Source organism: Clostridium beijerinckii, from assembly GCF_036699995.1.
In the GTDB taxonomy this organism is placed as follows: domain Bacteria; phylum Bacillota; class Clostridia; order Clostridiales; family Clostridiaceae; genus Clostridium; species Clostridium helianthi.
Genome location: NZ_CP144906.1, coordinates 3,838,452 through 3,862,555, shown reverse-complemented (window position 1 = coordinate 3,862,555; position 24,104 = coordinate 3,838,452). Strand labels below are relative to the sequence as shown.

24 protein-coding genes are annotated in these 24,104 nt (G+C 28.7%); 22 read left to right on the top strand and 2 right to left on the bottom strand.

The features are described from left to right. Positions 1 to 35: 35 nt before the first annotated feature. The 6 genes from PZA12_RS17830 (at position 36) to PZA12_RS17805 (ending at position 7,559) form a co-directional block, all read left to right on the top strand. Positions 36 to 836: an SDR family oxidoreductase gene (locus PZA12_RS17830; protein WP_103697791.1), complete on the top strand. Its 801-nt coding sequence runs from the start codon at positions 36 to 38 to the stop codon at positions 834 to 836. Between the two features lie 122 nt (positions 837 to 958). Next, positions 959 to 1,465: an HTH domain-containing protein gene (locus PZA12_RS17825; RefSeq protein ID WP_103697790.1), complete on the top strand. Its 507-nt coding sequence runs from the start codon at positions 959 to 961 to the stop codon at positions 1,463 to 1,465. 181 nt (positions 1,466 to 1,646) lie between these two features. Continuing rightward, complete coding sequence (locus PZA12_RS17820) at positions 1,647 to 2,195, top strand: flavin reductase family protein (RefSeq protein WP_103697789.1); 549 nt, start codon at positions 1,647 to 1,649, stop codon at positions 2,193 to 2,195. 715 nt (positions 2,196 to 2,910) lie between these two features. After that, positions 2,911 to 4,626 carry a methyl-accepting chemotaxis protein gene (locus PZA12_RS17815; RefSeq protein ID WP_103697788.1) on the top strand — a complete coding sequence of 572 codons (1,716 nt, stop codon included), beginning with the start codon at positions 2,911 to 2,913 and terminating at the stop codon, positions 4,624 to 4,626. Positions 4,627 to 5,122: 496 nt separating this feature from the next. After that, on the top strand, positions 5,123 to 5,944 hold the full coding sequence (locus PZA12_RS17810; RefSeq protein ID WP_077838416.1) for a methyl-accepting chemotaxis protein: 822 nt from the start codon (positions 5,123 to 5,125) through the stop codon (positions 5,942 to 5,944). A gap of 418 nt (positions 5,945 to 6,362) precedes the next feature. After that, positions 6,363 to 7,559 (top strand): IS110 family transposase, encoded by a 1,197-nt coding sequence (locus PZA12_RS17805; protein WP_103697787.1) that lies wholly within the window; start codon positions 6,363 to 6,365, stop codon positions 7,557 to 7,559. Positions 7,560 to 7,755: 196 nt separating this feature from the next. Here PZA12_RS17805 and PZA12_RS17800 read toward each other — a convergent pair whose 3' ends face one another. Then, positions 7,756 to 8,076, bottom strand: a complete 321-nt coding sequence (locus tag PZA12_RS17800; protein WP_077843988.1) for a winged helix-turn-helix transcriptional regulator — start codon at positions 8,074 to 8,076, stop codon at positions 7,756 to 7,758. 148 nt (positions 8,077 to 8,224) lie between these two features. On the opposite strand from PZA12_RS17800, the gene PZA12_RS17795 reads away from it, so the two are divergent. The 14 genes from PZA12_RS17795 to PZA12_RS17730 all read left to right on the top strand — a co-directional run bounded on the left by PZA12_RS17795 (position 8,225) and on the right by PZA12_RS17730 (position 20,685). Then, a complete protein-coding gene (locus PZA12_RS17795; RefSeq protein WP_103697786.1) occupies positions 8,225 to 8,776 on the top strand; it encodes a flavodoxin family protein in 552 nt (183 codons plus the stop codon). A 157-nt stretch (positions 8,777 to 8,933) separates the two neighbouring features. After that, positions 8,934 to 9,170, top strand: coding sequence for a helix-turn-helix transcriptional regulator (locus PZA12_RS17790; RefSeq protein WP_041898271.1), 237 nt, complete (start codon positions 8,934 to 8,936; stop codon positions 9,168 to 9,170). Beyond that, positions 9,171 to 9,623 carry a peptide deformylase gene (gene def / locus PZA12_RS17785; protein ID WP_077838415.1) on the top strand — a complete coding sequence of 151 codons (453 nt, stop codon included), beginning with the start codon at positions 9,171 to 9,173 and terminating at the stop codon, positions 9,621 to 9,623. It abuts the gene before it with no gap. A gap of 453 nt (positions 9,624 to 10,076) precedes the next feature. Further along, positions 10,077 to 10,706: a class I SAM-dependent methyltransferase gene (locus PZA12_RS17780; protein ID WP_103697785.1), complete on the top strand. Its 630-nt coding sequence runs from the start codon at positions 10,077 to 10,079 to the stop codon at positions 10,704 to 10,706. Positions 10,707 to 10,730: 24 nt separating this feature from the next. After that, complete coding sequence (locus PZA12_RS17775; protein ID WP_078116660.1) at positions 10,731 to 11,180, top strand: MarR family winged helix-turn-helix transcriptional regulator; 450 nt, start codon at positions 10,731 to 10,733, stop codon at positions 11,178 to 11,180. 183 nt (positions 11,181 to 11,363) lie between these two features. Beyond that, complete coding sequence (locus tag PZA12_RS17770) at positions 11,364 to 11,669, top strand: hypothetical protein (RefSeq protein WP_078116659.1); 306 nt, start codon at positions 11,364 to 11,366, stop codon at positions 11,667 to 11,669. 239 nt (positions 11,670 to 11,908) lie between these two features. Next, positions 11,909 to 12,871, top strand: a complete 963-nt coding sequence (locus tag PZA12_RS17765) for a ketopantoate reductase family protein (RefSeq protein WP_078116658.1) — start codon at positions 11,909 to 11,911, stop codon at positions 12,869 to 12,871. A 97-nt stretch (positions 12,872 to 12,968) separates the two neighbouring features. Beyond that, positions 12,969 to 14,846, top strand: coding sequence for a MutS family DNA mismatch repair protein (locus PZA12_RS17760; RefSeq protein ID WP_078116657.1), 1,878 nt, complete (start codon positions 12,969 to 12,971; stop codon positions 14,844 to 14,846). A gap of 428 nt (positions 14,847 to 15,274) precedes the next feature. Further along, positions 15,275 to 16,054: a polysaccharide deacetylase family protein gene (locus PZA12_RS17755; protein WP_078116656.1), complete on the top strand. Its 780-nt coding sequence runs from the start codon at positions 15,275 to 15,277 to the stop codon at positions 16,052 to 16,054. 263 nt (positions 16,055 to 16,317) lie between these two features. Then, positions 16,318 to 16,890 carry a CDP-alcohol phosphatidyltransferase family protein gene (locus tag PZA12_RS17750; RefSeq protein WP_078116655.1) on the top strand — a complete coding sequence of 191 codons (573 nt, stop codon included), beginning with the start codon at positions 16,318 to 16,320 and terminating at the stop codon, positions 16,888 to 16,890. 29 nt (positions 16,891 to 16,919) lie between these two features. After that, complete coding sequence (locus PZA12_RS17745) at positions 16,920 to 18,185, top strand: ferredoxin reductase family protein (RefSeq protein WP_078116654.1); 1,266 nt, start codon at positions 16,920 to 16,922, stop codon at positions 18,183 to 18,185. Between the two features lie 204 nt (positions 18,186 to 18,389). After that, a complete protein-coding gene (locus PZA12_RS17740) occupies positions 18,390 to 18,947 on the top strand; it encodes a DUF1697 domain-containing protein (RefSeq protein ID WP_078116653.1) in 558 nt (185 codons plus the stop codon). Between the two features lie 205 nt (positions 18,948 to 19,152). Beyond that, the gene (locus PZA12_RS17735) at positions 19,153 to 19,620 is read left to right on the top strand and encodes a flavodoxin (protein ID WP_077829824.1); all 468 of its coding nucleotides are present in this window, start codon (positions 19,153 to 19,155) and stop codon (positions 19,618 to 19,620) included. A gap of 315 nt (positions 19,621 to 19,935) precedes the next feature. After that, positions 19,936 to 20,685: a MerR family transcriptional regulator gene (locus PZA12_RS17730; RefSeq protein WP_078116652.1), complete on the top strand. Its 750-nt coding sequence runs from the start codon at positions 19,936 to 19,938 to the stop codon at positions 20,683 to 20,685. Between the two features lie 219 nt (positions 20,686 to 20,904). On the opposite strand, the gene PZA12_RS17725 is transcribed toward PZA12_RS17730, so the two are convergent. Further along, a complete protein-coding gene (locus PZA12_RS17725) occupies positions 20,905 to 21,762 on the bottom strand; it encodes a LysR family transcriptional regulator (protein ID WP_078116651.1) in 858 nt (285 codons plus the stop codon). Positions 21,763 to 21,961: 199 nt separating this feature from the next. Between PZA12_RS17725 and PZA12_RS17720 the strand changes: the two genes are divergently transcribed. Both PZA12_RS17720 and PZA12_RS17715 read left to right on the top strand, forming a co-directional pair. After that, positions 21,962 to 22,510, top strand: a complete 549-nt coding sequence (locus PZA12_RS17720; RefSeq protein WP_078116650.1) for a DUF4865 family protein — start codon at positions 21,962 to 21,964, stop codon at positions 22,508 to 22,510. 326 nt (positions 22,511 to 22,836) lie between these two features. Next, on the top strand, positions 22,837 to 23,997 hold the full coding sequence (locus PZA12_RS17715) for a hypothetical protein (protein WP_078116649.1): 1,161 nt from the start codon (positions 22,837 to 22,839) through the stop codon (positions 23,995 to 23,997). Positions 23,998 to 24,104: the final 107 nt, after the last annotated feature.

Here is a 24,104-nt window from a genome sequence, read left to right as displayed (position 1 = left end):
ATGTACATAGATTTTATTAATGGGGGTCAATTTATATGAAAAACGAAACAGTTGTTTTAATTACAGGATGTTCAACGGGGATTGGACGAGAACTTTGCAACATATTATCTGAGAGAGGATATATAGTTGTGGCAACAGCCAGAAATGTAGAAACTTTAGAAGATTTACCTGTATCATTAAAGCTATCACTAGATGTTACCCAAAAAGACTCTATTTCAGTTGCTATGAAGGAAGTGATAGCACTATTTAAGAAAATTGATATTCTTGTAAATAATGCGGGATACTCAACTAAAGGTGCTTTAGAAGAAATTCATATAAATAGTGTAAAAAGCATGCTTGATGTGAATGTATTTGGAATAATTAATATGATTCAGGCAGTTGTTCCGGAAATGCGTAAGAAACAATTTGGCAAAATTATAAATATTGGCTCAATTTCGGGGAAATTTGTTCAACCTATTAACGGTGCATATTGTGCATCTAAATATGCAGTTGAAGCAATAAGTGATACGTTGCGTTTAGAACTGCACAACTATAATATTCAAGCAACTGTAATAGAGCCTGGACCAATAAAAACAAATTTTTTTAAAACTATGGTTAATAATTCAAATAATCTTATGACTAATCAAGATTCTTATTATTCAATTTTTTATGAAGCAGATGCTAAATATAGAAATAATCAAAATTTAACTGATCCTAAAGAAGCAGCAAAAGTTATTGCTAATATAATTTCGAAAAGTAGGATTAAACCTCGTTATAAGGTTGCTGTTCCGATGTCATATAATATAGCGATACACTTTCCTGACTTTGTAAGAGAATACTTTATGAAAAGGCGTTAGATTGATGAATAATTATATTATCGTAAGATTGATTAGTATTAATTGAGAGTGTTGAATAACTAATTTTCACAAATGTTTTTTAAAAAAATATAAAAATATATTACAGAATTAGGTGATAAGATATGGAATTAATAAATGGAAATTCTAATCAGATTGATAAAACAAGAGAAAGCATAAAAAAATTGATTGAAGATTATAAAATTGAACTTGAAACTTTGAGTAGAATGATAAATGTTGATTATAATTGGCTAAAAGATTATATGGATGGAAAAAGAAATTTGAATGAGTTTTATGCTAATGCAATGGATTCTATTAAAAACAATAGAGAGTTGGTGTGGAATCCAAAGTGTCCTGAGCCTTCATCATTATCAAATAAGATTTATATTCTGTCTGAAGGGATACGTAGTATAAATGAAGATGACAGAGTCAAAGGAATAATAGATGTATTGATAATTGACGTTGGAATTAGATACGATACTTTAGCTATGTATGCAAGTATCAGCTTAAAAGATGTTAAGAATTTTATGAAGGATACTAATTCTATTACATATGAAAATAAATATAAGTTAGCGGTAGCAAGCTTGTCTTTACACTTTTTGATTAATGGCAAGAAATCAGCTTTAGGCTAATTCATTAATAAAATTATTACCGTATTTATTAACAAATTTTAAAACAAAAAAGTATCCTAAGTTAGGGGAATACTTAATCTATATGATAACTCATAAGAAAGAAAAAGTCTATATTTTTATTATCTTATACTATATAATTTTCGTTGTTGCAACAAAATTATAATTAGATAGGAGAATGAATATGACAAAGAAAAAGATAGCTAATATTCCATTTGGACCATTTATCAGTGTTTTAGCAGGAGCTACTGTTAATGGAAAACCTAATTATGCTACAATTGGAGCATATGGAGTTGTAAGTCAAAAAAATGTACTTTATATATCGTTGAAAAACTCACATTATACAACAGCTGGAGTTTTAGAAAATGGATTTTTTACTGTAAATATTCCTAAATCCGATGACGTTGAAAAAACTGATTATTGTGGAACTGTTTCTGGAAGCAAAGTAGATAAATCAAATGTTTTTGAATCTTTTTATGATGAAGTAGGAAATGCACCAATGATAAAGGAATGTTCAATAAATTATTTGTGTAAAGTGATACAAACCATTCCTATATTTGATTTTACAATGTTTCTTGGTGAGATTGTGGCAACATATGCAGAGGAAGATTGTTTGGAAAATGGGAGACCAAATGCCCTGAAAGTTAAACCAATAATATTAATGGATACAGGTTATTTCGATTTAAATAGTAGAGTAGGGTCGATATTTAAATCATGTCAGGGTAATAGGTAATCATATTTATGTGAAATTTTAAAGTAATATAAGACAAAAAATAGCTAATATGAAAGTAATTATAATAAATAGTTGAGCGGTGAATATTTGATTGTTAGTTAATTTTATATTTTTTAAGACATATTTATATGAGCAAACTTAAACCCAATTTAGACTTGGTTTAGGTTTGATTTTCAGTAATAAAAGTATGGAATTCTTTTCACATGATTATGTATTAATTTAATAGTTATTTGAAATACAGCAAAGAGTAACAAACATATTGAGAATATGAATGTTACTCTTTGCTTTATATATTTGGGGAAATATATATGAAAAAAAGTTTTTATTAAGTTTATGATTTTATTATAGTTATTTATTATGTCAGAATAATGGCAAATGTGAAGTACAATGAGTAGGTTTACCGTAGTAAATAAAAAATGTGTTATTTGAAAATCAAATAGTATGGTATTTACTTTTTATGTTTGTTATAAATGATTGAGAATAGCAAAAATATAGGATGCGCTTTAAACTGATAAGTTATAATTTTAAATTTTATTATATTCATACTTGTGCTTTTTTGAAAAAAGTACTAATTAATAGGTGATAAAATGATTACAATTGTTTGATAACGTTTTAATTAGTTATATAATGACGAAAAAATGGTAAAAAAGATGGAGGAAAATATAAATATATTATATAATAAGGAATAATAGATGAAAAAATGGAGGAGATTGGGATGAGAAAATGGTTTAATAATCTTAAAACAAGGCAGAAGCTTATTTCCTGTTTTGTATTGATTGCATTATTTATTGGTGTTGTTGGGGCTATTGGGATAGTGAATCTTAGCAAAATTAATTCTAATGCAATGAGTATGCATGATAATGATTTAAAAACTATAAAGAATTTAACAGACATTGAGAAGAACACTGCAGGCATACGTGCTGATTTGCTAAAGCTTGTATATCAACGTAAGGAAGAACAGAAAGATTCAATTCTTAAAGAGATAGACACTTTAAATGGTTCTAATACGAAATTAATAGAAGAATACGAAAAATCATTTACATCAAAGGAAGAGAAAGAAATTTTCTCAAAATTTGAAAAGGATTTTGAAGCATATAAGGTAGCTCGTGATGTTGTGATTAAATTTGCAATGGAAAAAAATTATGAAGAAGCTGATGCAAAATTTAATGCTGTAACAGAAGCTAGAAAACAAGCATTTGCTAGTTTGGATAAGTTAATAGATATAAATCTAAGAGAAGCTGACGATGCTTATAATGAAAATAATGCTACTTTTAAAGTTTCATTATATACGATAAACATAATAACAGTCCTTGGGCTTCTTCTTGCTATCATATTTGGATGGCTAATCTCTGGAATAATTTCGAATCAATTAAAAAAAGTAGTAGTATTTGCAGAAGCAATTGGTGAGGGAGATTTAACAAATAAAATACATATAGATAGTAGAGATGAAATTGGAATGCTAGCAAAATCCCTGAATTTAGCTGGAGATAAAATTAGGATGTTAATTTCTGAAATAATAAATAGTTCTAGTGATTTGAGTGCTACAAGTGAGGAATTATCTGCTACAACTGAGGAAATTTCATCTAAGATGGAAATAGTCACAGAATCTATAAATCAAATAGCAAGAGGAAACCAGGATTTGAGTGCAACTACTGAAGAAGTATCTGCATCTGCAGAAGAAATTGGGTCTACAACAATGAAACTTGCAGAAAGCGCAGATGGTGCTAAAGAGTCCTCAAAAGAAATAACGAGCAGAGCTAAAAGTATTAAAAATAAAGCAGAAAATGAAATAAGCGTAAGCAACTCGATATACGAAAAACAACAGACAAATATAACTAAGGCTATTGAAGAAGGAAAAGTTGTTGAAGATGTAAAGGTTATGGCTGATTCAATTGCAAGCATAGCTGAACAGACAAACCTTCTTGCATTAAATGCAGCTATAGAAGCTGCAAGAGCTGGTGAGCAGGGCAAAGGATTTGCAGTAGTTGCAGATGAAGTAAGAAAACTTGCTGAACAGTCAACTCAAGCAGTTGGAAACATTCAGAATATGGTAGTTCAAGTGCAGAGCGCATTTGATAATCTTACACAAAGCGGGCATGATATGCTAGAATTTATGCTAAGTAATGTTAAACCAAGTTATATGCTGCTTTCTGAAACTGGATTACAGTATGAAAAAGATTCAGAGTATATTAATGAAATGGCTTCAGGAATAGCTTCTGCAGCAAAACAGATGTCAGAAACCATAGAGCAGGTGAATATAGTTATTCAGAATGTATCAGCTACTGCTGAGGAGTCCGCTGCAAGCTCTGAAGAAATATTAGCTAGTATAGATGAAACAAATACCGGTATTCAAGAGGTTAACAAAGCAGCACAAGGTCAAGCAGAATTAGCTGAAAAACTTAACCTTATAGTTCAAAAATTTAAAATTTAAGAAAATGCTTTTGTGATTTTTATATGCAAAATACTACGAAATTCTAAAATGGAACTAAATCCCTAAAAGCTATGTCTTAGTTTTACAATTAAACAAAAGTTTATATGAAAAAAATAAGAAGTGAGGTTCTTTCTCAAAGAGCTTCACTTCTAACATTTTACATACCTTTTAATGGAGTGATATCAATAGTAATCTGAAGTTTTTTTATATTAGAACTTTAAAAGGTTTTGGAATGATTTGAGAATTCTAAGACTTCGGTATGATAAACATTTACTCATAATAAAGAAAATCTATAATTACTCAAATAATAAGTACAGTATGGATTTAAAGGAGAAAGCTAAAAAAATCTCTTTTCAAAAGAATTATTAATTTCAAATTAAATAATACTAAAAAATAAAATGATATATTTTCAAAATCAACGCAAAAAAACAAGGAATATAGAAAGATTTATCGAATATATACCTATAATAGATTGGATTTATTGGAGGATGTATATATGGAAAATAGACTTGAGGCATTTTTAGAGGTTATTCCTGAATTAAAAGAAATATTACAAGATGATATAGCAGTTGCAGTAGCAGATACTAAGAAATTTATATATTATCGTGATGGTGATTCCATTAACTTGCCTATTAAAGTTGGACAAGAATTGACTCCTGAGGAACCTTTATATAAAAGTATAAAAGAAGGTAAGGTACACAGTGTGATAGTTCCCAAAGAAATATTTGGAGTATCATTTAAGGGAATTTCATATCCAATTAAGGATTCAAGTGGAAATGTTATTGGTGGAGTTGGAATTGGGAGAAGTTTAAATAAACAGTTTAAAGTAGAAGAAGTAGCAGAGAACATTTTTAGCTCACTGCAACAGACAAGTGCAAGTATTGAGGAAGTGGCTACTGATTCTCAAAGACTTTCATTTTCAATGAATAATATTGTAAATGCAACACAAAAAACGGAAGAAAAAATAAAGGAAACGGATACTATATTAAATCTTATTACCAGTGTTTCTTCTCAATCTAATCTTCTAGCTTTAAATGCAGCTATTGAGGCTGCAAGGGCAGGTGAGGCAGGAAGAGGTTTTTCAGTTGTTGCAGGTGAGATGAGAAAACTTTCGCAGATGAGCAGTGAATCGTCAAAAAAAGTATCACAATTGCTTCTTGAAATGAGAAATTCTATTGATGAAGTTATTAAGGAGATTAGCAATACAAACATGATAGCGGAATCACAAGCAGCAGCTACTGAAGAGATAACGGCTACTTTAGAAGAGATTACCTCAAACTCCAAAGAACTGGTAGATATGTCAAAGGTAGTACTGTAAAGATGATTATAGAATTTATTTCAGATACATATAATTTTAATAATTATCTTATTAGATTATTTAGTAACCTTCATAAAATTTATTAGGAAAATTTAATAGGATCATGGTATAAAATAAGCAGAAAATCGCATTGTTCAAAAAAATATGAATATGCGATTTTTGGTACTGTATAAGTGTAAGTATTAACTAAGAAAAATGGTTAGCACTTGCACTTATTTTATTTATAATTAAGGGAGTAATTGGTCTGGCGATGCGATTTTTGGGTTGATAACATCCGTCAGTAAAACTGCCAACCATCCCTTATTATAAATATTCGATTAAGCAGGTTGAAACCATAGAGGCTTTCGTGTAACTAACCAAAATGAATTGTAATAAGTGCAGGTGGAAACAATTACTAAAATAAAGTTGGAGGTTACTCATGATAAGTGTAGGAATTGATGTATCAAAGGAAAAAAGTACAGTATGTATTTTAAAACCATACGGCGAGATCGTTAGATCTCCATATGAAATCACTCATACAGAAAGTCAGATGGCGGAATTAGCATCGATGATAAATAGTTTTAATGATGAAGTGAGAGTCGTAATGGAGGCAACAGGAAATTATCACTTACCTGTGCTTAGTTTTCTTAAAGAGCGTGAAATTTTTGTAGCTGTTATTAATCCATTAGTGATGAAAAAATATGCGAGTGTAATTCTTAGAAAAGGAAAAACAGATAAGCTAGATGCTGTCAGGATTGCTAATTATGGATTAGATAACTGGTTACATTTAATTAATTATGAATCTAGTGAAGATATTTATGTACAGCTACGTCTTCTTGGAAGACAGTACGGTCATTACATAAAGCTTAGAATAGAGAGTAAGCTATCTTTAACTACAATGCTTGATTATACAATGCCAGGAATTAAAGCAATGCTTAAGAGTCGGTCAAGTAAACCAGAAAAAGATAAGTTAAATGATTTTGTTGAGGAATACTGGCATTATGATAATATTACAGAAAAAAGTAAAAAACAATTTATTAATAGTTATAGAAATTGGGCAAAAAAGAAGGGATATCAACAAAGCGAAGCTAAAGCTATAAAGATATATGACTTAGCCCAGCAAGGAATCCCTACTTTATCTTCCAATGCTCCATCTACCAAAATGTTAGTATTGGAAGCAGTTAGAGTTCTTCGCGAAATAGATAAAACTCTTGCATTGATTTTATCACAAATGCAGGAATTAGCAAAGTCTTTAAAGGAGTACAGAGTTGTACGTGAGATGGGCGGAGTTGGCGATATTATTGCACCAAGACTTATAGCAGAGATAGGTGATATTAGGAGATTTCATAGAGGAAAAGCTTTGATAGCATATGCAGGTATTGATGCCCCTCCGTATCAATCAGGACAATTTACCGGAACGCGAAGGCGGATATCAAAACGAGGTTCTGCGATATTAAGAAAAACTGGGTTTGAGATAATGAAATGTTTAAAAAGTAATAAACCTCAGAACAATGAAGTGTATTTATTTATGTTAAAAAAAGAAGATGAAGGAAAAGCTTCGAAAGTAGCTAAAATTGCTGGGTTAAATAAGTTTTTGAGAATATATTATGCAAGAGTAAAAGAAGTATATAAATAATATAGTAAATAGGGCTTGGACCAGAAAGCATCTGGTCTAATTAGCATGCAATAAAATAGAAAAAATAACTGAAAAAGCTGCGATAAAAAGTATTGACTTTTATTAGCAGGTTTTTCTGCGAAACTTTAAAAAAGCATGTAGCTATGAATTAGTATAAGTATATTATTCATGGTTGAAGAAAACTTTTGATTATTAATTATACAGATGTTTCTTTATATTTATGAACTTCTTCGCCCCATTCTCCAAGATATTGTAAAGCAACTATGAGTTTTTGACTAAGTTCTGATAATTCATATTCTACTCTTGGTGGAATTTCATTGTATTGATGGCGAATAATAAGAGCATCTTCTTCAAGTTCTTTTAAGTTTTTTGAGAGCATAAGACTGGATATGCCATCAACTTTTCGCTGTAGTTCATTAAAGCGAACAATTCCATTTTGAGATATAACCCAAATGATTAATAATTTCCATTTTCCATTTATAATTTTTAAAGCATATTCAATAGAACAATTTTCCATAAAAGCAGCCTCCATTACTTATATAAATATTAGTAGCTAAACATTTTTTGCGTACTTGTTGATTTATATGTTACTTAATATAATAAAGTCAGTCAATAGATAATTGATTGAATTTAGAGAATTTTATATTTAAAAGGAGAGATAAGATATGTCAAAGGTAGTTATTTTTAAAGGCAGTCCAAGAAAAAATGGATATACTGCAAGATTATTAGAACAAGTAGAAAAAGGAGCAAAATCCAAAGGTGCTGAGGTTATTGAATTTGATTTAAATGATTCTGGAATCCGTGGATGTCAAGGATGTATGTATTGTCGTACTCATGATGGTTGTGCAGTTAATGATTATTTGAAGCCAATGTATGATGCAATTAAGGAAGCAGATGCTATCGTATTTGGTTCTCCAATATATTATTATACAATTACAGGACAAGCAAAAGTTTGGTTTGATCGTACATTCCCAATGATTGGAAATGATTATAAGGCAAAATATCCAGGTAAAAAGTTAATAACAATATTTACTCAAGGGAATCCTGATCCTAAGATAGGCGCAGAAGGCGTTAAATTTGCGAATAATATGTTAGAAGAATTAGGCTGGAAGTTAGAGGATAGCATTCATTACTGTGGAACTAGTCATAATCCTGATTTAGCAATGTTTGATGAGTTATCTTTAAGAGCATTTAAGGATGGAGAAAATTTAGCTTAATAAATTTATAGTACAATGCCACTCGGACAGTATAAAGAATAATACTGAATTTGAAAAGTTGGAACTCAAAGACACACATCATGTAATGTTAACTTGACATTAAATTTAAAGTGGAATATACTTTTATGTAAGGTAAACATGACAGGAGTGGTTGTTAATGAAAAATAAACTAAAAGAATTCCGTGAAGCTATTGGATTAACTCAGGAACAATTGGGAGCTCTTGTAGGAGTATCAAGACAAGCAATAAACTCTATTGAAACAGAAAAATATGAGCCATCTATATGGCTAGCTTATGATATTTCTCAAATATTTCATTGTGCAATAGAGGAAGTTTTTCTTTTTGAACAAAGTGAGAGAAAGTCAAGAGCTCAATTAAGTAGAGGTGTAGTTTAAATGGCATTAAGGAAAATTAGATTATTTGGTGATGAAGTTTTAAGAAAGAAAAGTAGAGAAGTTGAAGTGGTAGACGAAAAGATCAGACAAATTCTAGATGATATGGCAGAAACCATGTATAATACAGAAAATGGTGGAGGCTTAGCGGCGCCGCAGATAGGAATACTTAAAAGGCTAGTTGTAATAGATATGGGACAAGGACTAATAAAATTAGTCAATCCAAAGATTATTAAACAAGAAGGAAGTCAAGAAGTTATAGAAGGATGTTTAAGTAATCCACATGTATTTGGAAGATTATTAAGACCAGAAAAAGTGACAGTTCAAGCATTAGATGAAAATGGTAAAGAAATAATACTAACGGGTACAGGAGATTTAGCAAAATGTTTTTGTCATGAAATTGACCATTTAGAAGGTATTCTTTTTACTGATTTTGTTACTAAATATCTAAAATAGTATATTAAACTTTTTGTTACTGTACTATTTAATATATAGTGTATTGTTAAATAAAAATTTTAAATAATAATTTAATACAATATTTATATAATCAAAAAATCACTAGGCAATGTCTAGTGATTTTTTGATGCCTAAATACAAGGGAAATTATTGGTTTTATAATATGGATGAAAAGTAATGAAATTCAACTAAAGAATTAATAATATTCTTGTATTTATATATGTTACAAAAATAATTCTTTATCATAATTCCCAAAATATTGTAAGAATTTTAGCCGTAATTCTGAATTGTGGAATGTGCATTGTTAATTATGATGTAAATTAATATATTTTGCATTTACAGGAAAATATATAAAAAATGGTTGTATTTTACTTTTGATAGTAGTAGTATCTAAGTATAGTTCGTATATGGAACTATACTAAAATAGAACTATTATTATGGGGAGTGATTTATGTGGAAGGTAATAATAAAAACATGTTTAAGGAAAATTCGAGAATAAACTTTAATAGGACAGCTGAAGTTTACGATGAAAGCAGTGATGGAAAGTTTGTAGCCCCAATGTATGATGAGATTGTTAGTAGGGTAATAAGTGCACATCCTAAAAAAATATTAGATGTTGGATGTGGGACAGGTAATGTATTAATAAAACTTAGCGCCAACTATAAGTTTGGTTTATATGGAGTAGATATCTCAGAAAATATGATTGGGATAGCTAAGAAAAATCTTGGGGATAAAGCGGAACTAAAAGTTGGTGATTCAGAGGATATACCTTGGGAAGATAATTCTTTTGATGTAATTGTATGTAATGCGTCTTTTCATCATTATCCAAGCCCAGAAAAAGTATTATTAGAGATGAAAAGAGTATTAAAGAATAGTGGTTTATTAATTATAGGGGATCCAACGGCACCAGTAATTTGTAGACAATTTATAAATTTATATTGCAAAATATCTAATAATGGTGATTATAAAATATATTCTGAAAAAGAAATTAAGGCACTTTTAGTAAAATGCGGATTTGAGCCATTTGATTTTAAAAAGATTAATTATAAGAGTTTTGCAATTAGCGCTAAGATAAAAAAATAATCATTAATAGATTGGAGTGACAATATGGATAAAGATTGTAAAAAGCAAATAGATGAATTTAATATATTATGGCATCGTATGTTATTTGAATCAAGCTATAAAGATATTGAAGCTAAATATACTAGAATAAAAGGACTTAGTGATAATGAAATATCTATAATTAGAATTATTTCCGAGAAAGAAGAAGTTATTATTAGAGATATTTTAGAAATATTGAATATTCCTAAAAGTACATTGACTAACATGATCGATAGATTAGAAAAGCGTAATCTTATAAGGAGATCTATTAGTAAAAGAGATAGAAGATCTTATAAATTAGAGCTTACGGAAGAAGGGAAAAAAGCGCAAGAGGAGCATATAAAATTTGAAGAAGAGATTTATGGAAAAATAATGATTTCTCTAGATACTTATGAAGAAAGAGAAAATTTATTAAATATTATGAGAAAGATTGTTTATAATATTTCTAATAGATAATGAAGTTAATAAAATATTATAACTAAGTAATATTCAGATTTTATGGAGTAATTAGTAAAAATAGATTAAGGAAAATTTAATGATTGGTATTTACAATTTGTGCTATAATTGAGTCATACTAGTAAGTTATTACGTGAAAATAATAATCTAGAATATGTTTTAAAGGCAATGAGGTGACTATTAATGAAGAAGGAAAAAATAAAGATAGATGAGCAGGCAAAAATCTTATTAAAAGAGTTTAAAGAAATATATGAACCTAAAAATAAAATTATTGATGAAATTATATTAAATGGAGAAAATGAATTGAGCAAAAATCAAATTCCTCAGGTTGTTTTAAAACATGTAGTCAGTGGTATCTGTCGAGTGATTTTTCTTGAAAGAATTACTGTTGGAGATAAAGCTGGTGAAATAATGAAAAAGATGGATAAACTTTCGAGATCAAATGGTTATTTGCTCTTTGTGAATCCATTTACCATTTCACAATTATAGCCTAAAAACAATATTACAAAAAAAGAGTATGATTTAATAAATTCTAAAATCGCATTATTCAAGAAAATTGAATTTGCGATTTTTTTTGTATAGTAAATTATAGATTTATTGAACGCTTACTATGTAACTCCATAAGATTTATGGAATTAAAATAATGATTTTTGAAAACATAAAAGGATAGTATTTACAAAATATGTTACAATTAACTGGAATATAAATGGAGATTTAGAGGTGTAAAAATGAAAGTTTTAATAATAGGGCTTGGAGTAATTGGAACAACTTATGGATATGTTTTTCAAAAAGAGGGGCACAAAGTAGAGCATTTAATAAGAGACAGCAAAAAAGCATTTGTAGCTGAAAATATAAATGTTAAGTTATTAGATGGAAGATTTAATAATAAAGGCGAAGAAAAAAATGATAATTATAAGATCCATATTGCAAATAAAAACAGTTCTTATGATTTCATATTAGTGAGTGTTCCAGCTGGAAAAATCGAAGGCGTAATAAAAACATTAAAAGAGAATGGCATTAATGGTACTTTGATAATTTTCAACGGAATATGGGAAGATAAAAATTATACTGAAAATTTATTTAAAGGATGGAAGTTCATACTTGGTTATCCAGTAGCAGGTGGAAATATAAGTGATCATGAACTAAATTGCTGTATATTTGATCATATTATGCTTGAAAGCAAAGAAAAAACAAATATTAAAAATTATGATAAGTTATTGGAATTGTTATCTGATTGCCATATTAAAGCTGAAATACCTTTTGATATGCTAGAGTGGATTTGGATTCACATGGCGATAAATGCAGCAGTTATAACAAACGCTGGAGAATATGGCGATATAAAAAATACAACTGAGGCAGCAGAAAAACTGATGGATTCCTCTAAAATTTTATCAGAAACAATATTAACTATAAGGGAAACTGTAAAAATAATTTCATCTAGGAATGTAAATCTAAAAAATTATAATAATGAATTATTTGCCCATAAAATGCCTTCAAAATTAGCAGGAATAGTTATGAAAAGAATGTTTAAAAATAATCAGCTGACTCGTAGAATTATGACTCTTCATAATAATATAAATGATTTATTATATGTATGTAAAAATGTATATGACTGCGGTAAAAATAATCAAATAGATGCGCCGATATTTTATAGAAAATACAATTTACTGGAAGAGAAGATAAATTGCTAAATTCCATACCCAATCAATTCAATATAAAGAAGCGTATCAAAATTATTAAAGAAGAATAGTCATTAAAAGGTGTTTAATCCTAAGAGGGGGAGTAGGAGTGATATCACAAAAAGAAAAATATGAAAAAAGAAAATCTCGCTATTTTCTATTACTCAAAAGGCAGCAAAAGAATCTTAATAATATAAGTATATTACGATTTTGTATGTTTTTACTTGGATTTGCAATTTTAATAATATCATATATAAAGAACAACTGTTACTTATTTTATTTTGGAATTTTAATAACAGTTCTTTTATTTTGTTATTTAGGTGCTTTGTATCAAGTAATTAAAAATAAGAAGTTGTATATTAATGCATTATATGACGTAAATGATACATCTATAAAAAGATTAACTGGGGAGTGGAAATACTTTGAGGATGATGGTGAAGATTTTATAGATAAAAACCATAATTATTCATACGATCTTGATATTTTTGGTAAAGGATCATTATTCCAATGGATGAATGCATCACATACTTACATTGGAAGACAAAAACTTAAAGAAATCTTAACAGAAAAGCCTAAAAATAATCAAAATATATACAATAGGCAATCTGCTGTCAAAGAACTGGCCCCAAAAATAAATTTTAGGCAAAGGCTTGAGGTAGAGGGAGAAATAATTTCAAACAATAAACAAAATCCAGATGAACTTTTTTTATGGATGAAAGAAAGAAGTAACTTTGTAATAAAAAAAGAAGCGATTTGGGGATTAAGAATTCTTTCAATAATAACTACAATAACTACCTTAATATTGATACTTAAAATAATGGATTTTTTACTAACGTTTCTGTTAGATATTCATATATTTGTGCCCAAAATATTTAATTTAGTTCCATTTTACATTCCTACTTTTTTGATTTTTATTCAATGTATCATTTTAATGATAAAAAAAGATGATAGAAGAAAAAATTTAATTATTGCTGAGAAATACAAAAATAGCATAGTAACATATAAAAATATGATTAAGTATGTAGAAGGGCATAAATTTAATTCAAAGTATATTATGAATTTATGTGAAAAATTTTATAATACTGATGGACAAAGTGCATCTAAGCAAATTGACTCATTTTCTAAAATCTGCGAATTAATAGCTAATAGGCGTAATATTCTATATCCTATTTTAAATCCAATTCTTATGATAGAATATCATCTGGCTATTTCACTTGAATTGTGGCGGATAAAATCAGGGGATAATTTTCAAAAGTGGCTAGATACAATAGGTGAGTTAGAAGCGCTAAGTAGTATTGCTGGCATTAAATATGATAATCCATATTGGAGCATGCCCCAAATTATAAATGGATCATCAAAGATTCTTGCTAAAAATATTGGTCATCCTCTTTTAGGGGATAAACGTGTATGCAATAACTTAAATGTAGAAGATCCATATCAGGTTATACTTATAACAGGCTCTAATATGTCTGGTAAAAGTACTTTTATGAGAACTATTGGTATTAATATTGTATTAGCATACGCTGGTGCTCCAGTATGTGCAGATGAATTTTCTTGTAATATTATGGATTTATATACATGCATGAAGATAAGCGATAATCTAGGACAAAGTATATCTTCATTTTATGCTGAGATACTAAAAATTAAGAATATTGTTAAAGCTTCAAAAGAAGGTAAGCAAGTCTTATTTTTATTAGATGAAATTTTTAAAGGAACCAATTCAAAAGATAGGATTGCTGGAGCGACAATTTTAATAAAGCAATTATGTAGAACTGGAAATTTAGGATTTGTATCTACTCATGATTTAGAATTAGGAGCGATGGAAAATAGTAAAAATTCAAAGATTAAAAACTATCATTTTTCTGAATATTATACAGACAATGAAATTCACTTTGATTATAAGCTGAAGGCAGGAATCTCACCTACAAGAAATGCTATATACTTAATGAAATTGGCAGGCATTGATATAGAATCAGAGAAAAAATGAAGGTATATAATTGTTATTAGAATGATGTTCAAGTATATATATAATAATAGATCTGTCGTTAAAAATTAATATAGAACTTAGGTATGTCTTTTTAGAGTTTTCATATTTAAATACAGTAACCTCTGTGGGCTGTTTTTTATTTGGTTTATTTTCTTGTCTTATATTGCTTAATGCTTCCCATTTTCAAGTACCTACAATTTTATAAAGAATGAATTAAGTTATTTGAAAATTAATGCTCCGATGTAATGAAAATCTACTATAGCTTTGATTTATAGCTGCTTCTAAGCAGAAAATCTTTTTATTTAAATAATTTTATATAAGAATTAACAGATGTATAAAATTGCTATAAATAAAAAGATTCAAGAAGCTAATAATAAAGTGAAATAAGCTTTAGATTTATGAGGCAAGTTACAAAGGAGGAAAACAAATTGAGAATTAAATCAAAACATATCTTATTTTTTTTGGCAAGTATATTTTTTATTCTAACTATATTTATAGACAATATAAATATTAATTCTAATTTATGTGATTTAGTATTCAATGAAGATGTTACTTTAAATGAAAAGATAAGTGAGCATAAGAAAAAAACAATTTATTTAACTTTTGATGATGGACCTAGTAGCAAAGTAACAAATAGTGTCTTGGACGTATTAAAGGAAAATAAAGTGCATGCAACTTTTTTTCTAATTGGAAATCAAATTGAAGGAAAAGAAGATGTGGTAAAAAGAATTTATGATGAAGGAAATGGAATAGGGCTTCATACATATACCCACAAAATAAGGAAAATTTATAGCAGTGAAGACGCATTTATAAAAGAAATGATTAAATGCCGCGATGAAATAAATAAGGCTATTGGAATCTCACCTAATATAATTAGATTTCCCTGCGGAAGTAACAAAAGATTGAACAAAAAATATTTAAAAAGATTACATGATGAGGGATTCAAAATATATGATTGGGATTTAGATAATACGGATGGATTAAATTCAAGGCTTTCGCCAGATACTTTATATAGAAAAGCAATAAAAGGAAGTGAAAATCGCCAAAACATAATATTACTTTTGCATTGTACAGATATGCATAAGAATACATGCAAGGCTCTTCCACAAATAATAAAATATTATAAATCTAAAGGATATGAATTTAAAGTTATTACAGAAGATACTCCAGAATTATATTTTCATATGAGAGGAAAATTATTTAAATAAAAATATATTTGCCTAAACAATATAACATTTAAAAATAAAGTCAGAATGTTATTCATGAAGATTAAGCATGAGAAATCTAGAAAATAGTAAATACTAGATGAGAAAAATTATATAAATTAAGCCTAGAATGCAAATTCTAAGAGCACCTATAGAAATATAGGTGTTTTTGTTGTAAACTTGTAATATATAGGAGAAAATTAGAAGGTTTTGTTTAATTATCTTAAAATGATTTATTAAAACAATGAAAAATGGGGAGGGGCTCTTTGAAAATTATAGTCAGATATGTACCTAATTTAATTACAATAACAAGAATAATACTATCAGTATTATTTGTTCAGAATATAATCGAGCAATTTATATATGCTAAGGAAAGAAATGTGAATTTGAGCGTTTTATTTTTATTAATATGTATTTCAGATTTATTAGATGGCAAAATTGCAAGAAAAACTAATTCAACTTCGATAATAGGAGCCAAACTAGATGTATTTGCAGATTTGTTTTATATTCTGATTTCATACATAGCGTTAATAAACATAAAAATTTTGCCTATATGGTATTTTGGATTTGTATGTTTTAAATTTATTGAATTTATAATAACATCAAAGCATATCAAAAATATTAAAAAGTCGGACAAGTCCTTTATTTTCGATAGAGCGGGTAGATTAGTTTCGGCTACATTTCTAGTAATTCCAGGGATTGTATGTATATATAGATATATTGGGGCTAATAATGCAATAATTACAATAAATTATATTATCTATGTAACATTTATAATTGGAGTTTATTCTTCTTATTCAAGAGTAAAACTTTGCTTTATCGAAAATAAACTTATATAAATATAGAGAGTTATGAAAGGATGATAAGTATGAAGAGTATATCGGGAAAGTTAGTTATACTTATGAGTATGATAATAACATGGGTATTATGGTTATTTGTTGAACCTATAAGAGAAATATCTGCAATGAGTGGATATTCTCAATTAATAGCTGCATTTGCATTGGTAGCATTTGCATTTATTAATTTCATTTCAACTAGGCATAAAATTTTAGATGGCTTATTTGATGGACTAGATAAATCATATATTTACCATAAGTATTTAAGTATTTGTGCGTTGGCTTTGGCTGTTATTCATAATATAACAATAAGTATGGGGAAAAAAATTGAAAGGGCCAATGGAATAAAAATTCCTAAAGATCCTTATGCCATGTATGGGACTTTTAGTATGTATATATTTATAGTACTTATATTAATCGCCCTTGTGGCTAAAAAATTAAATTATGAAAAGTGGAAAACAATTCATAAATTTATGATTATTCCTTATGCATTTGGAATTTATCACTATTATGGAAGTGCAACTTATGCTGTCTTTTCATTGGAACCTTTTTGTATATGGCTAAATCTTATAAACATCATAGGTATAATATCTGCAATTTATAGTGTATTCCTTTATGAAAAAATTTCGTTTAAGTATAAATATAGAGTGAAGAAACTAGAGATAGTAGCCAATGGAACCTTTGAGATTACAGGTGATTCTATTGGAAAAGAAATAAAATTCAAACCTGGGCAATTCGCTTTTTTGAAGATTTTAAATAATGAAAATGGATTTGTTTCACATCCATTTACAATAAGTGAAGCACCTAAGAGTGGAGAATTGCAATTCACTATTAAAGCATTAGGAGATCATACAAAGGAGTTGTTAAATACACTTAAGGTTGGAGATGAATTTGTTGTCTCAGGACCTCATGGTAAATTTAATTATAAAACTGGTGTCAAGAATCAAATATGGATTGCAGGAGGAATTGGAATAACACCTTTTAGGAGCTTTGCTCAATCAGGTGTAGGGGAAGAATTTTCGGTAGATCTTTTTTATGCATACAATAATGAAGATGAAGGCGCATATAAAGAAGAATTGCAGCTATTAAACAGTAATAATTTAAGAGTGCACTTATTTAATTCAAAAGAAAAGGGATTTTTATCAGTAAACGAAATATCTAAATTGGTGAATATAAAAGATAGTGTTGATGTTTACTTTTGCGGTCCAGCCCCAATGAGAGAAAATTTAAAAAAGCAGTTTAAAGATAGCAATTTTAATATCATAAATTTTAATTATGAGCATTTTCAATTTAAATAGATAAGATATAGATTTATTGAAATGTCACACTATTCAGAGGTAAGAGTGTGACATTTTTAATTGTATAATATGGAGATTTAACTTGGCAATTAACAGAATAATGTTACTTTAAAAGTGAGTAATATAATACTTACAAGCTATGTTATAATTAATCCCAAATAGTAAATTATTATAATTTATTTTCATATTAAGGAGGACTCAGATATGACTGTATATATAGCATTGTTAAGAGGAATTAACGTAGGTGGAAAAAATATAATTAAGATGGCAGATTTGAAACAAGTATTTGAATCAATCGGACTTTGTGAAGTAAAAACCTATATTCAAAGTGGAAATGTTTTATTCAAATCAGATGAGACAGAAGATATTCTGTGCAATAAAATTGAAAATGGGATTGAGGCAGTCTTTGGGATTTCTACAAAAGTCATTTTGAGGACTTCTACAGAATTAGAACAGATTATCTTAAATTGTCCATTCTCCAACGACGAAATAACAAAAGCAGAGACATTATCCAAAGTAGAGTGTTTATATGTTTCGTTATTGAAACATAATCCCTTAAGAGAAAAGATTGAGTGCATAGATGTTTATGGAAGCGAAAGTGATAAGTACCAAGTTATAGGAAGAGAAGTATATCTATTATTCCATCATAGTATTCGAAATTCAAAACTTGCTAATAATCTTCATAAATTGAATGTGCCAACAACTGTGCGCAATTGGAAAACATTAAGTAAACTTTCTGCATTAGCAAAAAATATGGAGTAATATTGTAATTTGCTATGAAATAAAATGCAATGTCAAAATACAGTCATTTCATCTTATCAAAGTATATTAGAGAATATGAAATAGTAATATGTATATGCTAAATAAAGTATAAAGATAAGTTGCAAAATCTTCTTGAATTATGTAAAAATATTGAGAGAAATATAAAAATATCATATAAAGACTTATAGGCTTTACGGAGGTAAAAATGAGCAAAATATTAGTAGTATTTTATTCTTTTTCAAATACAACAAGAATGTTAGCAGAAGAAATAGCAAAACAAACGGGAGGAGATATTAGGGAGTTAGTTCCTGAAAAGTCCTATGCATTCAATTATAATACAGCAGCAAAGGAAGTAAGGAATGAAATTGAAAATGGATATTGTCCAAAATTATTGTCTGGAGAAGAACCAGTCAAGTCTTACGATCACATTTTTTTAGGTACTCCCAATTGGTTTAAATCATTCGCTCCACCAATACTAAGTTTTTTAAGAAACGTGGATTTGCAGGGAAAGACTATTATTCCTTTTTGCACTCATGGTGGGGGAGGTTTTGGGCAAATTCAAATTAATATTGCAAAAGAATGTCAGAAATCAACAATCCTTCCTGGCTTTGAAGCTATGAGTAATTTTACTGAACAGCAGGTTAAAAATTGGATTGAGCAAATTGGTTTATAGGATGAAGAGAATTTGTAATTATTTATATATCTTTATGAGATAGAATGTTGATGCAATAAACAAAAAAATCCTCTTAATAATTGAATAATATTTCATTAGTAAAATGTATTACAAATTATTTGTAGCAGTGAAAATTATATATATATTGCAAAAATAATTCTTCATCATAATTCTAAAAATATTGCAAGAATTTTGTCCGCAATTGTAAATTGTGAAATGTGAATTGCAACATATATATTAATAAATAAAAGCTTAGAAATAATCTTGACCCTCACCTTACAGGAGGTCTTATTATTATAAACGAGGTGAAGAATTATGCTATACACGGTTAAAGAAGTTGCAAAATTTACAGGAGTCACTGTAAAAACACTACATCATTATCATAAAATAGGATTACTATTTCCACATGAGGTAAATGAAGCCGGCTACCGTCTTTATGGTGAAAAAGAACTTGAGCGACTTCAGCAAATATTATTTTATCGTGAGCTTGATTTTTCTCTTAGTGATATTAAAAAAGCACTTGAGGATGAGCCGAATCGGTTAGAGTGTTTAGTTAAACAACAGGAAATGCTAATTGCGCGCAAGCAGAGAACTGATCGTTTGCTAAAAACTATAAATGAATCAATTGTCCTTGGTAAGAGAGGAGAAATTATGGATAAGTCAGCAATGTTTAAGGGATTCAATAAAGAGGAATGGAAGGATGCACTTTCAAATCAGAAAAACTACCTTAAAGGTAAGTATAGATATGATATGCCTGATGTAGATGAAGATCAAGTTAATAATATGAATGAGGCAGCTATGGAAGCACAGCAGTTTATGAACTATATAAAAGATGCTCTAAAAAATGGTGTAAAGGCTAATGATACAAGTATACAGGAAACATTAAAAAATCATATTGAATTTCTAAATAAGCATGGTCATATGGTGGATGCAAAATCATTTGTAGCTCAAGCGAAGTTCTTTTTAGATGATGATTTTCATAGAAGTATGCTTGAAAATCAGTTAACTGGACTTTCTTACTACCTTTATACAGCAGCAGAAATGTATGCCTCTTTAAATCAGTAGATACTTATAGGCTCTATATTTAAAGAAGCATCAATATTTTATAGTGAGTGAATTTTTTAGAGTAGCGTTTTATAAAACCACTGTATTCTAATATGGTATACCATAAATATTGTTAAGAATATATATTCTTAACAATATTACCATATATATTCTTCAGAATATGCTTAAATAATGCGGGTTTGAAGCCTGTAATGACCAAACTATATTGTTAAAAATTAATTACTGAGAATTTAAAAGATAGTCATTTGTTACACTGATAAAACTTTTAAGTAAAAGATTGATTTTTAAATTCTTGTTGACTACAAATTTAATTTCTAATTCAGAAAAGTCATCTTTTAAATCATAAATGAAAAAATTATGATTTTTAGGCAAAATACTTTTTGGTAAAAGAGATATGCCAAGACCTTCACCTATGCCCCTAAGGATAGATTCTAGTGAATCAAATTCAATAATAGTATCTCCTTTAGAGGTGTTATAACTCAACCATTTTTGTAAGAGCTTACGATAAGGGCAATCAGCATCTGAATTTACTATTATAGGAGCTTGTAAATCATTAATGGAATCAATGCTTATAGAAGATACTAGTGCAAGCTTTTCTTTAAAGGTAACAACTTTTTTTACTTTTGAAGATGTAATTTCATCAGATATAAAAGCCCCATCTAATTCATTCTTTAAAATCATATCTAGAAGATTTTTTAGAGTTTCTGTTTTCAAGGTCAAAGATACTTCGGGATTTTTCTCATGGAATAAATAAAATAATTTAGGTAAAATAGATGCAGAAATAGTCTGAGTAGCGCCTATTTTAATAGTAGAATAAATTTTAGGAGTAAGAAACTCATCATTAACTTCATCAATTAATTCAAGAATTTTATCTGCATACTTAAGCAATTTTTCTCCATTAGGTGTAATTACAGTTCCTTTATTGTTTCTTATAAATAAAGTAGTGTTTAATTTATTTTCAAGTAATTTAATTCGTGCAGTTATATTTGATTGGGCATAACCAAGTCTTAAAGCAGCTTTTGATATAGATTTTTCATAAGCAACTATCTGAAATATTCTTAGATCATTAATTTCCATAGTATAGAAACCTTTCATTAAAATTAATTTACATTGCCATCACTATTAGTGATATTAAAGATTATTTATAAGTATTATACAATTTTTATAATGGGAGTTAAACTGTAAGTGTAAAAGGAAAGGCACGAGTTGAGCAATAATTTCATTTATGAATCAAAAATAAAGTTGGAACTAAAATTAAAAGGGGGGATAAAAAGAAATGATAGCAACTCAATATAAGATTATATTACCTAGCGATTATGATATGAGCATAGTAAAGGATAGAGTAAAAAACAACGGATATAAAACAGATGGATTTGAAGATTTAAAGTTTAAATTATATCTAACAACAGAAAAAGGAAAAAATGAGAATCTGCAAAATAGTTATTGTCCTTTATATGTTTGGAAAGATAGTAATGGGTTAAATAAATTTTTGTTTAATGGTTTTTATGACAATATAATAACTTCTTTTGGATGGCAGAAAGTAAATGTAGGAATACCATTAATTGATACAACAACATATAAAATTAAAGATAGTAAATATGTATTTGAGATAGAAAGAGAAATAAAACCTCAGGGAAGCCTTAATAATTTTAAAGATGAAGTAGAAAAAAATATTCCAAGCATTAAAGAAAGTGAATTCATAGTTATTTATAATCCTGACAAATGGAAATATCATGTGTTTTTCTTTATAGATGATTTAAGTAAGATAAAATCAGTAGAGGGAACAACTTATGATATACTTCACATATCACAAGAAAAAATATAGATGCAAATTCGTTTAGAATAATCTGGCGGAAATCTTCTTTTATTCAATAAGGTATATGGGGTGTATGAAAATCATGTTTTAGCATAAATCTTTACTTTTTGATCTAGGCTAGTATAAGTTTTTTCGATTTTTAAAGTCATTTATATCAATGGTTACGAGGATAGTTGATTGTAAAAGCATGATTAAGAACGAGCATGACGTAGCCACTTTATTTTGAATAAATTGATTGTTTTAGAACAAGTGTTCTGATAAAATATGTTTATAGTTCACTTTATAATTAAGAAAGTTAATAAACTCTAAGATTAGAAAATAAAGGACTGATTGTTATGAAAAAAGATGAAGAAAATCCAGAATACTTTGCTGAGCATAATAAGAAAATGGATGATAGTGATATCCTACCATCAATAGAATTTCTTGAAAATATAGTCTGTGAGTACAACCGTGATGGCACCGAGAGAAATTTTGCTGAAAAGCTGGAAGCATGCAGACGTGAGAAATACAGATCTGCCGACGCATCAGCCATCACAGGAGAAAGTGTGCGTATTGATTCTGAAAAATTAGATAGAGTTGCAGAAGGCAGGTTCAATACAGAGATTAACGGTGCTCATTTTGAATGCTTTTATCAAGCAAGTAAATATGATTATCTTTACGTTGTGCTCGATACAATGCGCGATGATAAGACAATTGCGAAAGGTCCACTTCCACGTTTTCATAAGTGGTCATGGTCTACGTTTCTAAAAGGGCATTTATTAAGTATTGAAGATCCGATGTACTTTGAATCTGACATCTCTGTTGGATGGTTTTATGGGACAAAAGAACGAGATTACCGTGACGCTACGGCAAAGCTTGTTATGAGAGTGGCAAAGCGCCTAGGCATCCCTAATGAGCATATCATTTTTTATTCAGTTTCATCAGGGGGAACATCTGGTTTATTTACGGCTGAAAAAATCTCTGGCAGCGTTGCAATAGCATCGAATCCACAACTTGATCTTACGCGTTTTCTTCCAAGTGCACTTGCTAATTTTAAAGAATGTACCGGTATTGATCTTGCCTATGAGAAGGAATATGGAGATGCATGGCGTGTGGATTTTGCTCATGTTTTATCTACAAATAGCCTTTCTAAATACTTAGTTATTATAAATTGTCGCTCAAAGATAGACTTTAATGATCAGCTCATTCCATTCTGTAAAGAACTTGGTATAACTCCTCGTTATGGTCTGCAAAAGGTAGGAAACTTAATTATATGGGTAATAGATGCCCCAGGTCCCCATCCGCATCTATATTATGAAAGTAAGACCATGTATTTCGCCATTGATTTCCTTGCAAAAACATTAGCAGAAGGTGGCGATATAGATAGGCTTAAATCACTATATATAATGTTTAGCGAGTTCTGGCATGAGAAGGCAGGACTAATTGCAGGAGATCCTGAATGTTTAGCTGACGCTGACCCAGTAGGAAAGTCGTTTGCTGAACAATTGAAAAGATAATAGTTGTCAAATTAAATAAACTATAGGTCTAAATATCCCAAATTCATTATTAATGATGAATTTGGGATATTTTTTGTTTAATAAATACTATAGAGTTCTGCAATGAA

Coding starts and splice junctions, on each gene's coding strand:
- PZA12_RS17830 (WP_103697791.1), top strand. CDS start 36: ATGAAAAACGAAACAGTTGTTTTAATTACAGGATGTTCAACGGGGATT.
- PZA12_RS17825 (WP_103697790.1), top strand. CDS start 959: ATGGAATTAATAAATGGAAATTCTAATCAGATTGATAAAACAAGAGAA.
- PZA12_RS17820 (WP_103697789.1), top strand. CDS start 1,647: ATGACAAAGAAAAAGATAGCTAATATTCCATTTGGACCATTTATCAGT.
- PZA12_RS17815 (WP_103697788.1), top strand. CDS start 2,911: ATGAGAAAATGGTTTAATAATCTTAAAACAAGGCAGAAGCTTATTTCC.
- PZA12_RS17810 (WP_077838416.1), top strand. CDS start 5,123: ATGGAAAATAGACTTGAGGCATTTTTAGAGGTTATTCCTGAATTAAAA.
- PZA12_RS17805 (WP_103697787.1), top strand. CDS start 6,363: ATGATAAGTGTAGGAATTGATGTATCAAAGGAAAAAAGTACAGTATGT.
- PZA12_RS17800 (WP_077843988.1), bottom strand. CDS start 8,076: ATGGAAAATTGTTCTATTGAATATGCTTTAAAAATTATAAATGGAAAA.
- PZA12_RS17795 (WP_103697786.1), top strand. CDS start 8,225: ATGTCAAAGGTAGTTATTTTTAAAGGCAGTCCAAGAAAAAATGGATAT.
- PZA12_RS17790 (WP_041898271.1), top strand. CDS start 8,934: ATGAAAAATAAACTAAAAGAATTCCGTGAAGCTATTGGATTAACTCAG.
- def (WP_077838415.1), top strand. CDS start 9,171: ATGGCATTAAGGAAAATTAGATTATTTGGTGATGAAGTTTTAAGAAAG.
- PZA12_RS17775 (WP_078116660.1), top strand. CDS start 10,731: ATGGATAAAGATTGTAAAAAGCAAATAGATGAATTTAATATATTATGG.
- PZA12_RS17770 (WP_078116659.1), top strand. CDS start 11,364: ATGAAGAAGGAAAAAATAAAGATAGATGAGCAGGCAAAAATCTTATTA.
- PZA12_RS17765 (WP_078116658.1), top strand. CDS start 11,909: ATGAAAGTTTTAATAATAGGGCTTGGAGTAATTGGAACAACTTATGGA.
- PZA12_RS17745 (WP_078116654.1), top strand. CDS start 16,920: ATGAAGAGTATATCGGGAAAGTTAGTTATACTTATGAGTATGATAATA.
- PZA12_RS17740 (WP_078116653.1), top strand. CDS start 18,390: ATGACTGTATATATAGCATTGTTAAGAGGAATTAACGTAGGTGGAAAA.
- PZA12_RS17735 (WP_077829824.1), top strand. CDS start 19,153: ATGAGCAAAATATTAGTAGTATTTTATTCTTTTTCAAATACAACAAGA.
- PZA12_RS17730 (WP_078116652.1), top strand. CDS start 19,936: ATGCTATACACGGTTAAAGAAGTTGCAAAATTTACAGGAGTCACTGTA.
- PZA12_RS17725 (WP_078116651.1), bottom strand. CDS start 21,762: ATGGAAATTAATGATCTAAGAATATTTCAGATAGTTGCTTATGAAAAA.
- PZA12_RS17720 (WP_078116650.1), top strand. CDS start 21,962: ATGATAGCAACTCAATATAAGATTATATTACCTAGCGATTATGATATG.
- PZA12_RS17715 (WP_078116649.1), top strand. CDS start 22,837: ATGAAAAAAGATGAAGAAAATCCAGAATACTTTGCTGAGCATAATAAG.